This is a genomic window from Streptomyces sp. NBC_00820 (assembly GCF_036347055.1).
In the GTDB taxonomy this organism is placed as follows: domain Bacteria; phylum Actinomycetota; class Actinomycetes; order Streptomycetales; family Streptomycetaceae; genus Streptomyces.
The window spans coordinates 3,925,291-3,937,988 of record NZ_CP108882.1 but is presented as its reverse complement, the minus strand read 5'-3'; the positions used below and the strand labels follow the sequence as shown (position 1 = coordinate 3,937,988).

Annotated in this window: 13 protein-coding genes; 6 read left to right on the top strand and 7 right to left on the bottom strand. The window is 70.4% G+C overall.

Annotated features, from left to right (window positions below):
- Nucleotides 1-26: 26 nt before the first annotated feature.
- On the bottom strand, nt 27-1,622 hold the full coding sequence (locus tag OIB37_RS17840; protein ID WP_330458604.1) for an FAD-binding oxidoreductase: 1,596 nt from the start codon (nt 1,620-1,622) through the stop codon (nt 27-29).
- A gap of 317 nt (nt 1,623-1,939) precedes the next feature.
- On the opposite strand from OIB37_RS17840, the gene pstS reads away from it, so the two are divergent.
- The 4 genes from pstS to pstB all read left to right on the top strand — a co-directional run bounded on the left by pstS (nt 1,940) and on the right by pstB (nt 6,121).
- Nucleotides 1,940-3,061, top strand: a complete 1,122-nt coding sequence (gene pstS / locus OIB37_RS17835) for a phosphate ABC transporter substrate-binding protein PstS (protein WP_330461880.1) — start codon at nt 1,940-1,942, stop codon at nt 3,059-3,061.
- Between the two features lie 149 nt (nt 3,062-3,210).
- Nucleotides 3,211-4,218 carry a phosphate ABC transporter permease subunit PstC gene (gene pstC / locus OIB37_RS17830; protein ID WP_330458603.1) on the top strand — a complete coding sequence of 336 codons (1,008 nt, stop codon included), beginning with the start codon at nt 3,211-3,213 and terminating at the stop codon, nt 4,216-4,218.
- Nucleotides 4,215-5,267: a phosphate ABC transporter permease PstA gene (pstA, locus tag OIB37_RS17825; RefSeq protein ID WP_330458602.1), complete on the top strand. Its 1,053-nt coding sequence runs from the start codon at nt 4,215-4,217 to the stop codon at nt 5,265-5,267. The genes pstC and pstA overlap by 4 nt, the downstream gene beginning before the upstream one ends.
- A gap of 77 nt (nt 5,268-5,344) precedes the next feature.
- Entirely contained in the window at nt 5,345-6,121 is a 777-nt protein-coding gene (pstB, locus tag OIB37_RS17820; RefSeq protein ID WP_330458601.1) for a phosphate ABC transporter ATP-binding protein PstB, read from the top strand.
- A gap of 133 nt (nt 6,122-6,254) precedes the next feature.
- Here the strand turns inward: pstB and OIB37_RS17815 are convergent, their stop codons facing one another.
- Both OIB37_RS17815 and OIB37_RS17810 read right to left on the bottom strand, forming a co-directional pair.
- Nucleotides 6,255-7,253 (bottom strand): inorganic phosphate transporter, encoded by a 999-nt coding sequence (locus tag OIB37_RS17815; protein ID WP_330458600.1) that lies wholly within the window; start codon nt 7,251-7,253, stop codon nt 6,255-6,257.
- A gap of 7 nt (nt 7,254-7,260) precedes the next feature.
- A complete protein-coding gene (locus OIB37_RS17810) occupies nt 7,261-7,881 on the bottom strand; it encodes a DUF47 domain-containing protein (protein ID WP_330458599.1) in 621 nt (206 codons plus the stop codon).
- Nucleotides 7,882-8,086: 205 nt separating this feature from the next.
- Here OIB37_RS17810 and OIB37_RS17805 point away from each other — a divergent pair, with 205 nt between their 5' ends.
- Entirely contained in the window at nt 8,087-8,392 is a 306-nt protein-coding gene (locus tag OIB37_RS17805) for a metal-sensitive transcriptional regulator (protein WP_330458598.1), read from the top strand.
- Between the two features lie 65 nt (nt 8,393-8,457).
- On the opposite strand, the gene OIB37_RS17800 is transcribed toward OIB37_RS17805, so the two are convergent.
- Together OIB37_RS17800 and OIB37_RS17795 are read right to left on the bottom strand one after the other, a co-directional pair.
- A complete protein-coding gene (locus OIB37_RS17800) occupies nt 8,458-8,625 on the bottom strand; it encodes a hypothetical protein (RefSeq protein WP_330462098.1) in 168 nt (55 codons plus the stop codon).
- 110 nt (nt 8,626-8,735) lie between these two features.
- Entirely contained in the window at nt 8,736-9,662 is a 927-nt protein-coding gene (locus OIB37_RS17795) for a hypothetical protein (RefSeq protein WP_330458597.1), read from the bottom strand.
- Between the two features lie 156 nt (nt 9,663-9,818).
- Here OIB37_RS17795 and OIB37_RS17790 point away from each other — a divergent pair, with 156 nt between their 5' ends.
- Nucleotides 9,819-9,992: a hypothetical protein gene (locus OIB37_RS17790; protein WP_330458596.1), complete on the top strand. Its 174-nt coding sequence runs from the start codon at nt 9,819-9,821 to the stop codon at nt 9,990-9,992.
- A 39-nt stretch (nt 9,993-10,031) separates the two neighbouring features.
- On the opposite strand, the gene OIB37_RS17785 is transcribed toward OIB37_RS17790, so the two are convergent.
- Nucleotides 10,032-11,366 (bottom strand): HTTM domain-containing protein, encoded by a 1,335-nt coding sequence (locus OIB37_RS17785; RefSeq protein WP_330458595.1) that lies wholly within the window; start codon nt 11,364-11,366, stop codon nt 10,032-10,034.
- Entirely contained in the window at nt 11,363-12,046 is a 684-nt protein-coding gene (locus OIB37_RS17780) for a DUF5819 family protein (protein ID WP_330458594.1), read from the bottom strand. Before OIB37_RS17780 ends, OIB37_RS17785 begins: the two co-directional genes overlap by 4 nt.
- Between the last annotated feature and the right edge of the window lie 652 nt (nt 12,047-12,698).

The window sequence follows — 12,698 nt, the reverse complement described above, 5'->3', positions numbered from 1 at the left end:
CCGCCGGGTCACGCCCCTGACCGGGCCTACAGCCCCTGGGCGTAGGTGAAGAAGCGCGAGGGGTCGTACCGCTTCTTCACCTGGCCGAGCCGGGCCGCCGCGTCGCCGTAGTAGGCCTTGCGCCAGTCGCCCAGCGTCGAGTCCGTGTAGTTCTGGTAGGCGGCGCCGGAGGCGTACGGCCCCATCGCGTGGTGCGCCGAGGTCAGCCAGGCCTGCGCCGTCGTGCCGGAGGCCCCCGCGCCCCAGGACGCGATGTACTGCGCCAGCATCCGGGAACGGCGGTGGACGAAGGCCGTCGCGGTCGGGGAGACGCGGTTGACCGCGCCGCCCAGCGCGGTGAGCGCGATACTGCCCGCGCCGCCGCGGACGGAGCCGATCTGCTTCAGCAGGGTCTGGACGCCGGCCGACGACAGCGACCGGTCGAAGAAGTCGGAGCGGGCGGCGTAGGTCTCGCGGCCCAGGGCGCCCTTCGGGGAGCGGCCGGGGGTGGAGCCGGGCAGATGGCACTGGGCGTCGGTGGCGAAGGACGAGCAGCCGGCGTAGATCTCCATCGCCTCCTCGTAGCCCCGCCGCCGCAGGGACACGGACCTGGCGTTCGCGCCCGCCGCGTGCGCCAGGCGGTCCACGGCGTTCTGGAGTTCGCCGTAGGTGCCGAGGGAGAAGCAGGACACGGAGACGGCGGGGGTGCCGCCCGGGGTGTTCGACAGGTGCAGCGACGACCAGATCTCGTCGGGCTGGGAAGGGCCCCACTCCTGCCAGGCCTTGACCACCGCGGCCGCCTTCGACCAGGGCCACGTCAGATAGGCGGTCACCGCCTGCGGCGCCGGGTGGGTCTTGAAGTGCAGCTCGGTGACGACGCCGAAGTTGCCGTTCCCCGCGCCGCGCAGGGCCCAGAAGAGGTCGGAGTGGGTGGTCGCGTCCGCGGTGACCTGGGTGCCGTCGGCCGTGATCAGGGTGGCCTGGGTGAGGCTGTCGCAGGTCAGGCCGTAGGCGCGGGAGGCGACGCCGTGGCCGCCGCCGAGGACCAGGCCGGAGACGCCGACGGTGGGGCAGGAACCGGCGGGTATGGTCACGCCCTTGGCGGCCAGCCCCCGGTAGACGTCGATGAGCTTGGAGCCGGCGCCGACCACGGCCGTTCCTCCGCTGACCCGGATCCGGTTCAGCCTGGACACGTCCAGCACGAGCCGGCCGTCACCGGAGGAGTAACCCGCGTAGGAGTGGCCGCCGTTGCGTATCGCCACCTTGATCTGGTGGGCGTGGGCGTACGAGAGGGCCGTACGGATGTCATCGGCGTGGGCGGCGTAGGCGACCGCGGCGGGCTTCAGGCCGTCGAAGCGGGTGTTGTACAGCTGGTGGGCCGCCGTCCAGGACGCCTCGCCGGGGCGGACCAGGGTGCCGTCCAGGTCGCGGGCGAGGGCCGCCCAGTTGGCGGGGGCGGCCTGACCGGCGGTCGTCATCGCCGTACGGGAGCCCGCCGCGCCGGAGGCCGTCGTACCGGAGGCCGTCGTACCGGAGGACGAGCGCGTGGCCGCCGGTCCCGCGGACGAGCCCGAACCGCACGCGGCCAGGGCGGCGGTGGCCGCAGCGGCCGCCCCGCCCGAGATGAACGTACGCCGTTCCATGTCCGTCGCCTTTCGTCGCCCTCCTGGAACGAGACGACGCCTTGCGCACAGGGGTTCCACGGACAGGGTCACGGGCTTCGCACACCCGTCGGGGCGGATCCCCGTGAGCGCCGCGTTCCCTCCCCGTGAGCGTTCCGTGACCTAACCAGGCCGACGGCAGGGGTTCACCCCTCGTTCACTTCGGGCCATCGGCCGCTTCACCTGTTCTGCCTAATTTCGGCCTTACACGGTGCGGGGTGCGGCCATAGATGCACTCACGCACCCCGACGACCTCGCACGCCGCCGCCTGCGGCGGCTCCTGGAAGGAACTCCCGAAAGTGATGCTTCAGCGCAAGAACCGGCTGCGCGCCCTCTGCCTCGGTGCCGTCGCCGTCTCCGGCGCCCTGGCGCTGACGGCGTGCGGCTCCGACGACACCGGCAAGACGGCCACGGGCGGCTCGTCCTCCGCCGCCGCCGGCTCGGTCAAGTGCGACAACGCCAAGGGCCAGCTGCTCGCCGATGGCTCCTCCGCGCAGAAGAACGCGATCGACGCCTGGGTGAAGAACTTCTCCCAGACCTGTGGTGTGCAGATCAACTACAAGGGTGCCGGTTCCGGTGCCGGTGTCACCTCCTTCAACCAGGGTCAGATCGCGTTCGCCGGTTCGGACTCCGCGCTGAAGCCCGAAGAGGTCACCGCCTCCAAGAAGGTCTGCTCCGGCGGCCAGGGCATCGACCTGCCGATGGTCGGCGGCCCGATCGCCCTCGGCTACAACGTCCCGGGTGTCGACAACCTGGTCCTGGACGCGCCGACGCTCGCCAAGATCTTCGACAGCAAGATCAGCAAGTGGAACGACGCCGCGATCAAGAAGCTGAACCCCACGGCGAAGCTGCCCGACCTGAAGATCCAGGCGTTCCACCGCTCCGAGGACTCCGGCACCACGGACAACTTCACCAAGTACCTGATGGCCACCACCCCGGACAACTGGAAGTACTCCGGCGGCAAGGCCTGGCAGGCCAAGGGCGGCCAGGCGGCCTCCGGTTCCGCGGGTGTGGCCCAGGGCGTCAAGCAGAACGCCGGTGCCATCGGCTACTTCGAGCTGTCCTACGCCAAGGACGTGAGCACCGTCTCGATCGCGACCGGCGCCAAGACCCCGGTCAAGCCGTCGGTCGAGTCCGCCACCGCCGACATCGCGGCCGCCCAGGTCGTCGGCACCGGCAAGGACCTGTCGCTGAAGCTCGACTACAAGACCAAGGCCGAGGGTGCCTACCCGATCACCCTGGTCACGTACGAGATCGTCTGCGACAAGGGCAACAAGGCGGAGACCCTGCCCGCCACGAAGGCCTTCCTGAACTACATCGCGAGCGAGGACGGCCAGAAGGTTCTCTCCGAGAACGACTACGCGCCCATCCCCGCCGAGATCATCGCCAAGGTCCGCACCACCATCGCGGGCCTGAGCTGACCTGATCCGAGTGTGCGGCCCGGTCCCACGGCTTGATCCGAGGACCGGGCCGCACCGTCCGGTGCACCGCCGCCAGGAGCCACACCCCCGAAAGGGGAGCGGCTCCGCCGAGCCGCCCACCCCGCGGCTCCGCAGACCGGAGAACTCCGATGGACATATCGACACAGAAACCCGACACATCTCCCCCCACGGCCCAGCAGCGCGAGGCCGGCCACAAGCGCGCCGGCCGCGGGGGCTCCCGCCCCGGTGACCGCGTCTTCCTCGGCCTGTCCCGTGGCTCGGGCATCCTGCTGCTGGTGGTCATGGCCGCGATCGCGGTCTTCCTGACCTACCGCGCGTCCCTCGCGATCAGCCAGGACCACGGCAACTTCCTGACCACCTTCGAGTGGAACACCAACCTCACGCCGCCGAGCTTCGGCATCGCGGTCCTCGCCTTCGGCACGGTCGTCTCCTCGGTCGTCGCCATGGCGCTCGCGGTCCCGGTCGCGGTGGCGATCGCGCTGTTCCTCACGCACTACGCCCCGCGCAGGCTGAGCGGTCCGATCTCCTACGTGATCGACCTGCTCGCCGCCGTGCCGTCCATCGTGTACGGCCTGTGGGGCGCCCTGATCCTCGTCCCGCACATGCAGGGCCTGTACGGCTGGCTGAACGACTACCTCGGCTGGACCGGCGTCTTCTCCTGGGACGGCGGCGCCCCCCGCGCCATGCTCACCGTCGGCATCCTGCTGGCGATCATGATCCTGCCGGTCATCACCAACGTGAGCCGCGAGGTCTTCCGCCAGGTCCCGCGGATGCACGAGGAGGCCGCGCTCGCCCTCGGCGCCACCCGCTGGGAGGTCGTGCGCATGTCGGTGCTGCCCTTCGGCCGCTCCGGCGTCATCTCCGCGTCCATGCTCGGCCTCGGCCGTGCCCTCGGCGAGACGATGGCCGTCGCCACCGTGCTCTCCCCGAGCTACGACATCCAGGCCAGCCTGCTGAACCCTGGCGGCGGCACCTTCGCCCAGAACATCGCAGGCAAGTTCGGTGAGGCCACCGAGCAGGGCCGCGACGCGCTGATCGCCTCCGGCCTGGTCCTGTTCGTCATCACCCTGCTGGTCAACGGCGCGGCCCGCGCGATCATCGCCCGCCGCAAGGAGTACTCGGGGGCCAACGCATGAGCACCGCAGCCGTCACCGAAAAGCGCCCCAGCACGCTGCGGGCCGCGAGCCTGCCGAAGTGGACCCCCTGGGCCATCGCGGCCGGATCGGTCGCGCTGGGCATCGGCATCAGCGCCGCCGCCGGCCTGCACAGCAGCATCCAGTGGGGCCTGATCGCCGCGCTCCTGTTCGTCCTCGGCACCTACGGCATCGCCGCCCGCGTGGAGGGCCGCCGGCAGGCCAAGGACCGGGTCGCCACCTCCTTCGTCTGGGTCGCCTTCCTGATCGCCCTCGTCCCGCTGGTCTCCCTGATCTGGGTGACCGTCGCGCGCGGCGTGAAGGTCCTCGACGTCTACTTCCTCACCCACTCCATGGGGGTCGTCGCCGACTCCGAGCCGGGCGGCGGCATCTACGCCGCCATCATCGGCAGCCTGGAGCAGGTCGGCCTCGCCACGCTGATCGGCGCGCCGATCGGCATCCTCACCGCGATCTACCTGGTGGAGTACGGGCGCGGCACGCTCGCCAAGGCCGTCACGTTCTTCGTCGACGTGATGACCGGCATCCCCTCGATCGTCGCGGGCCTGTTCATCCTCAGCCTGATGCTGATCTTCAAGGCGCAGCCGTTCGGCTTCGCGGGTTCGCTGGCCCTGGCCATCCTGATGATGCCGGTCGTCGTGCGCTCCACCGAGGAGATGCTCAAGCTCGTCCCGAACGAGCTGCGCGAGGCCTCCCTGGCGCTCGGCGTGCCGAAGTGGCGGACCATCCTGAAGGTGGTCCTGCCGACCTCGATCGGCGGCATCACGACCGGCGTCATGCTCTCCATCGCCCGTATCGCGGGCGAGACCGCGCCGGTGCTGCTGCTGGTGTTCGGCAACCCGTTCATCAACAACAACCCCTTCGAGGGGGCGCAGGCGTCGCTGCCGCTGTACATCTACCAGCAGTACGCGCAGAGCGCGGGTGCCAACGCGGCGTACGACCGCGCGTGGGCGGCCTCCCTCACGCTGATCGCCTTCGTGATGATCCTCAACCTGGTGGCCCGCGGCATCGCCCGCTGGAAGGCCCCCCGCTGACAATGTGCGGCTACCGCCGCGTGGCCGGTCGCTGACGCGGCCCCACAGCGACCTGAATTCCTGGAAGTGAAGCAGACATGGCCAAGCGAATCGACGTAAGCGGACTCACTGCCTACTACGGCTCCCACAAGGCGATCGAAGACATCTCGATGACCGTCGAGCCGCGCTCGGTGACGGCGTTCATCGGCCCCTCCGGATGCGGCAAGTCGACGTTCCTGCGGACCCTGAACCGCATGCACGAGGTCACCCCCGGCGGCCGCGTCGAGGGCAAGGTGCTGCTGGACGACGAGGACCTGTACGGCACCGGCGTCGACCCGGTGTCGGTGCGGCGCGAGGTCGGCATGGTCTTCCAGCGCCCGAACCCCTTCCCCACGATGTCGATCTTCGACAACGTGGCGGCGGGGCTGCGTCTGAACGGCGGCCACAAGAAGAGCGAGCTGGGCGACATCGTCGAGCGCTCGCTCAAGGGCGCGAACCTCTGGAACGAGGTCAAGGACCGGCTGAACAAGCCCGGCTCCGGCCTGTCCGGCGGCCAGCAGCAGCGCCTGTGCATCGCGCGGGCCATCGCGGTGGAGCCGAAGGTGCTGCTCATGGACGAGCCCTGTTCCGCGCTGGACCCGATCTCCACGCTCGCGATCGAGGACCTGATCGGTGAGCTGAAGGAGCGGTTCACGATCGTCATCGTGACGCACAACATGCAGCAGGCGGCGCGCGTCTCGGACCGCACGGCGTTCTTCAACCTCGCGGCGGTCGGTCAGCCGGGCCGGCTGATCGAGATCGACGACACGGAGCGGATCTTCTCCAACCCGTCGGTCCAGGCGACCGAGGACTACATCTCGGGCCGCTTCGGCTAGGCCGCGGCCCCGATACCCCTCGCGGTGCTGCATGGCGGTGCCACCGCGAGGACGCAGAAAGGGCCCGCCCCCGGCTCCCGGGGGCGGGCCCTGTGCTGTTTCGCCCTGCCTGGTCGGCCGGGTTCGAGCGGGGCTACAGCACCGTCACGTTGATCAGCGCGAAGGCCAGTGCCGCGACCAGGGCCGCGGCCGGCATGGTGATGAACCAGCCGAGGACGATGTTCTTGGCGACGCCCCAGCGGACCGCGTTCACACGCTTCGTCGCGCCGACGCCCATGATCGCCGAGGTGATGACGTGGGTCGTGGAGATCGGCGCCTTGAAGAGGTAGGCCGTGGTGAACATGATCGACGCACCGGTCGCCTCCGCCGCGAACCCCTGCGGCGGGTCGAGCTCGATGATCTTGCGGCCGAGCGTGCGCATGATGCGCCAGCCGCCCGCGTAGGTGCCGAGCGACAGCATCAGCGCACAGACGATCTTCACCCAGACCGGGATCGGGTCCTTGTACGTCTCGTTGCCGGAGATCACCAGGGCCATCATCACGACACCCATGGTCTTCTGGGCGTCCTGCAGACCGTGACCGAGGGCCATGCCCGCCGCGGACACCGTCTGCGCGATCCGGAAGCCCCGCTTGGCCTTGTGCGGGTTGGCCTTGCGGAAGATCCACAGGATCGCCGTCATGACCAGATAGCCGACGACCAGGCCGACGATCGGCGACAGGAACATCGGAAGGATGATCTTCTCGATGACGCCGCTCCAGATCACCGCCGTACCGCCCGCCAGCGCCGCGCCCACCAGGCCGCCGAAGAGGGCGTGCGAGGACGACGAGGGCAGGCCGAAGTACCAGGTGACCAGGTTCCAGGCGATCGCGCCGGCCAGGGCGGCGAAGAGGATGGCCATCCCCTTCGAACCCACCGGGGTCTCGATCAGTCCCTCGCTGACGGTCTTGGCGACCCCGTTGCCGAGGAAGGCGCCCGCGAGGTTCATCACGGCCGCCATCGCCAGCGCGGCGCGCGGCGTGAGGGCCCGGGTCGACACCGAGGTCGCGATCGCGTTCGCGGAGTCGTGGAAGCCGTTCGTATACGTGAAGAAGAGCGCGACCGCGACGGTCACGATCAGAGCGAAGGTGTCCATCGACGCCTCAGGACTCCTTGACGGCGATGGTCTCCACCGTGTTCGCCACGTGCTCGAACGCGTCCGCCGCCTCTTCCAGGACGTCCACGATCTGCTTGAGCTTGAGCACCTCGATCGCGTCGTACTTGCCGTTGAAGAGCTGGGCGAGCAGCTTGCGGTGGATCTGGTCCGCCTGGTTCTCCAGACGGTTCACCTCGATCCAGTACTCGGTGAGGTTGGACATGGTCCGGAGGTTCGGCATCGCCTCCGCCGTCAGCTCGGCCGCACGGGCCAGCACCTCGATCTGCTGCTCGACGCCCTTCGGCAGCTCCTCGACGTTGTAGAGGACGACCAGGTCGACGGCCTCCTCCATGAAGTCCATGATGTCGTCGAGGGACGAGGCCAGGTTGTAGATGTCCTCGCGGTCGAACGGCGTGATGAACGAGGAGTTCAGCTGGTGGAAGATCGCGTGCGTGGCGTCGTCACCTGCGTGTTCCGCGGCCCGCATACGCTCTGCGATCTCGGCCCGGGCGGAGGAGTCCGCCCCGAGCAGTTCCATCAGGAGCTTCGAGCCCGTGACGATGTTGTCCGCTGACGCGGCGAACATGTCGTAGAAGCTCGTCTCCCTGGGGGTCAGACGAAAGCGCACAAGGGGTCCTCGGGGTGCATGGGTCAGGTCAGCCTGATGCTAAGTGCATCATTCGGCCACGGCTAAGGGGCCATCCCCAGTGTCGCCCATCAGGCACAGTGGTCGGCACGGGGGCGGACCAAGGGCCCCATACCCAGCAAAGTTCGCTACGATATACCCACCAGGGGTATATATCCGCCGCTCGTTTCCGAGAGGGAGGCCCGCGATGACGACGACCGAGGCCGGCGCCACGCACGGCTACCACGATCAGAAGGACGAGCACCTCAAGCGGCTGCGCCGGATCGAGGGCCAGATCCGCGGCCTGCAGCGGATGGTCGACGAGGACACGTACTGCATCGACATACTCACCCAGGTGTCGGCGTCGACCAAGGCCCTGCAGTCCTTCGCGCTCCAGCTGCTGGAGGAGCACCTGCGGCACTGCGTCGCCGACGCGGCCCTCAAGGGCGGCGACGAGATCGACGCGAAGGTGGACGAGGCGACGAAGGCCATCGGCCGGCTGCTGCGCACCTGAACCCCGGCCGGTGATCGCCGGTCGCCCGGACCCCGGCCGCCGTGCTCGGGCCGCCGTGCTCGGCCCTACGCCCTGGCGGCGGCGCGCGCCTCCGTGACCCGCAGCACCTCGTCGATGCTCTCCAGGCTGAGCCGCTCCTCGGCGGCCGACGCGGCGATGATCAGGTCTCCGCACAGCTCGATCTCGTCGAGGGCCACGTTGTCCTGAACCGCCGTACCGCCGAGCGGAGCCACGCGCGTCACCTCTTCTCTGCCCTCACCGGCGTCGTCGGCTTCCTAGAGTAGGGAGCGGTCCACACACCGCGCATGGCACGGACGGGCTACTTCGGGGGTGGCGTCGCGGACTAGTGCGGCGGCTCGATCTCGCCGCTTCCCGCCTCCGCGCTCCCGCCCTCCGCGACGCTCCCGCCCTCGCCCTCGTTCTCGGCGATCCGGCCCGCGTAGATGTCCCCCGGGCTCGGCAGCCGTACGTCGACGGGGGTGCCGAAGTCGTACAGCAGTGTGGTCGAGGCGACCGCGACGGCGGCCGCCTGCCGGCTGTTGACGAAGCTGAAGCGCTGCCGGAGCTTGCGGATGCGGCCCTGGTCGTCGAGGTAGGCGTCGAACGGGACCTCGGCCGTGGCGAACCCTTTCGCCGCCGCCGCCAGCGGTGCGCGGTTGTCCGCGGAGGCGCCGCGCGCCGCGCGGGCGAGGTCGGCCGTCCCCCGGTAGTGCCGCACCCGGACTCCGCCGACCTCGCTGCGGCCCAGGTACGCCGCCGTACGCGTCCCGCGCAGGATCTCCGCGGCGGCGTACGGATCGGTCGCGCCGCCGGTGACGAGGTTGCCGTCGGACACGCTCGCGGTCTCCACCCGCACCCACTTGTCGGCGGGCACCCCCGCTCCCCGGTTCTTCATGAACAGGGCGCCGGGGGCGAGGAGCTCGGTGATGGGCCGGTGCTCGGAGACACCCGTCGGGTCCTCCGGCAGTACGACGGTCAGCCGGCCGAGCCGGCGCCGGTAGTCGTAGACGCCCTTGCCGCGGATGGTGACCCGGGTGCCGCCGGTCGCCATCTCCATGGAGGTGCCGGCCTTGGAACTGCCCGCCCCCAGGAGCGTGTCGGCCGCCCGGCGCAGGATGACCACCGGATCGGACCCGTTGCCGTTCACGCCCTCCGCGGCGGCTCCGCTGCCGGAACACCCCGTACTGCCCACCGCGAGTCCCACCGTGAGACCCATGATCCCCACCGCGGCGGCCGTCCTGCCCGCCCGCGTGTGCTGCCGCCCATCCATGGCCTGCCTAACCCCCAGCCGGTCCGTCCGTCACGGCCCCCCGTCGCTTCGGTTAACGACGGGTAGGGAGTGCCGTCACGCGCGCCACGCGGGGACGGGGGACAGAGGGAAAGGCTGTGCACCCGCGGCTGCCGCGCGGTCGGTACCGTGGGCGGTGTGACGCAGCAGGACGGGCCGCAGCGAGCCCGGCAGGGGCACGAACACCTCACGACGACGACCGAGCAGGGCCGCTTCTGCGTGGCCCGGTGCAGTTGCGGCTGGCGCGGTCCGGCCCGCCGGGCCCGCAGCCAGGCCAGAGCGGACGCGGACGGCCACACGACGGAGCTGTGACGTCCCCCGGGACGCCCGGTCCCGCTGTGGAGACCGTCCCTACTGGTGATCTCCGAGGGGCGGTGCCGCAGGTGCCGACGTCTCGTGATCCTGGTCGGCTTTCCTGTAGGCGACCTCCGCGGCGGCCTCACGCGGGGGAGCGGGAGCGACGGCACGCCGCCGCGGGACGAGGCGCACCACACGGTCGCCCATCCACCGCAGGAACGCGGTCGGGACGAAGACCGCGTCGGCGGCGATCATGGCGAGCGCGAAGAAGGGCAGACCGAGAAGGACCGCGATCCCGATGTGCATGCCGACCAGCAGGGCGAGCGTCACGTTCTTGGCGCGCCTGTTGAGGAGGGTGAAGGGGAAGGCGACCTCGATGATCACCGTGCCGTACGTGATCAGCATGACGACGAGCCAGTTGCTCCCGAGCGCGTGGGACAGTTCGGGCCACGGGGTGTAGGCCGTCACGTGGAACACGTAGTACATCCCCGTCCCGTCCCCCCAGTGGGGTCCCTGGATCTTGTACAGGCCGGAGATCACGTAGATCAGGCACACCTGGCCGACGATCACCAGCAGCGCACCCGCGTGCACCACGTTGCCCATCATCGTGAGCACGGTGCGAGGCTCGCCGGGAGCACGGCGCCGCACCAGCCACCACAGCCCCTGGCCCGCCGCGAAGCCCCAGAGGATCAGTCCCCAGCCCACGCCGAGCCTGCCCAGCGCGGTCACGGCCGCGAGGACGGCGACGAGGAGGAACCACATGACGATCCCGGTGACGTCACCGGCATCACCGGCGGCTTTGTCACCACGCCGGTCGCGCTGTCGGACCAGCCTCGCCCGGCGCGCGTCCAGGGACCAGACCTGGCCGCAGCGGACGAACACCATGTAGGTCGCCAGGAGGTGGATGACGATGTCTCCGCCGTTGCCCACGACCATGTTGCGGTTCTGCAGTGTCAGCACGCCGAGCATGAACAGCAGCGAGGCGGTACGGGTCCGCCAGCCGACGAGCAGCATCACGGACGCGGCGATCGCCACCACGTAGACGGTCTCGAACCACAGTCTGCTGTCGGACCACACGAGTGCGGTGAAAGCGTGGTTGGCGGTTACCAGTTGACGTGCCATGTTCCAGCTGAACGGGCTGCCGGGCCCGTACAGCTCGTCTCTGTGGCCCCACTCGCGCAGAAGGTAGGCGAGCCAGGTGAACGACAACGCGATCCGCACGGCGGCCGACTGGTACGGCGCGACAGGGCTGTCGGTGATACGCGTCAGCCCTCGGCGGACCGCGGCCTCGGCACGGCCCCACAGCCCGGCGAACGGGCATGGCACGGGTGCGTCGCCGGCGTGTCCGGGAGGCTCGGCGGCCCGCCCGGCGACCGGCCGGCCGGTCATCTGAAGTCCTCCGCACCGGCGGTCCACCACGGTTCGACCTGGTAGCCCGTGGTCGTGTTGGCCTGCCGGCCGCTCCACTTGGGCTCGGCCACGGGTGTGTTCACCATGCGCACCTGGACGAGTTCGACGGTGCCCCCGTTGACGCACGGTCCGATGCGGTGGGCGGCGATGCGCAGCAGGTACTGCTGCGAGAGATCGCCGTACAGGCCGATCGGACGCCCCTGGGCGTCATGCGAGTTGACGAAGAAGAACCACGCGAGCCCGAGTTCGTTCTGCCGCGCGTGGCTGGGCAGCGGGTTGTGCACGATCTGCGCGTCGTCCTTCGCGGACAGGTCTGTCCAGCCGGTCACCGAGGACGATCCGTCGGGCATGCGCACGCTCGTCCGCGCGTGGATGTGAACGTTGGTCAGCGGCGGCTCGGGTGCGAAGAGCCTCCAGTTCTGCTTGTCGAACTCCGGTGCGAGATAGGCGCTGAGGGTCGCGGCGTGCTTCTGGGAGACGATGTTCGAGGGGGTGGCGACGAAGAAGATCATGCCCAGGTGCACGGTGGCTCCCACGAGGACGCCCAGGACCGTGAGCGCGACGATCGCCTTCGACACCGGAGAGAGGACGATCGCCTTCGACACCGGAGAGAGACCGGGCCCGCCCCGGCCCTTCGGTCGGCCGTTGACCACTGCCATCGCACCCCTTCCCGGGCCCGCGCCGTGTGGCGCAGGCCCTGACTGCGCTCCCTCGCCTTCCGGCATGGCAAGGCGATGTCATTTCCTCGTCTCGTCAGCCTCCGGCACTGCCGGCGGCCGGGGCCGGGGCGGGTGCGGGTGCGGGAGCTGGGGCGGGGGCCGGAGCCGGAGCCGGAGCCGGAGCTGCCGGGGCGGGGGCCGGAGCCGCTGGGGCAGGAGCCGCCGGAGCAGGAGCTGCCGGTGCGGGGTTGCCTGCGGGTGCGGGGTTGCCTGCCGGGGCCGGGTTGCCTGCCGGGGCCGGGTTGCCTGCGGGTGCGGGGTTGCCTGCCGGGGCCGGGTTGCCTGCGGGTGCGGGGTTGCCTGCCGGGGCCGGGTTGCCTGCGGGTGCGGGGTTGCCTGCCGGGGCCGGGTTGCCTGCGGGTGCGGGGTTGCCTGCCGGGGCCGGGTTGCCTGCGGGTGCGGGGTTGCCTGCCGGGGCCGGGTTGCCCGCTGGTGCGGGGTTGCCCGCCGGGGCCGGAGCCGCTGGTGCGGGGGGCGCCGGGGCCGGCCTCGGCGGCGGCGGAGGCGGCCCGATGATTATCACCGGGGGCGTCGCGGGCGTGGGCACCACGACGTACACGACCGACCCTTGCCTCGTCACTCGCTTGTAGCA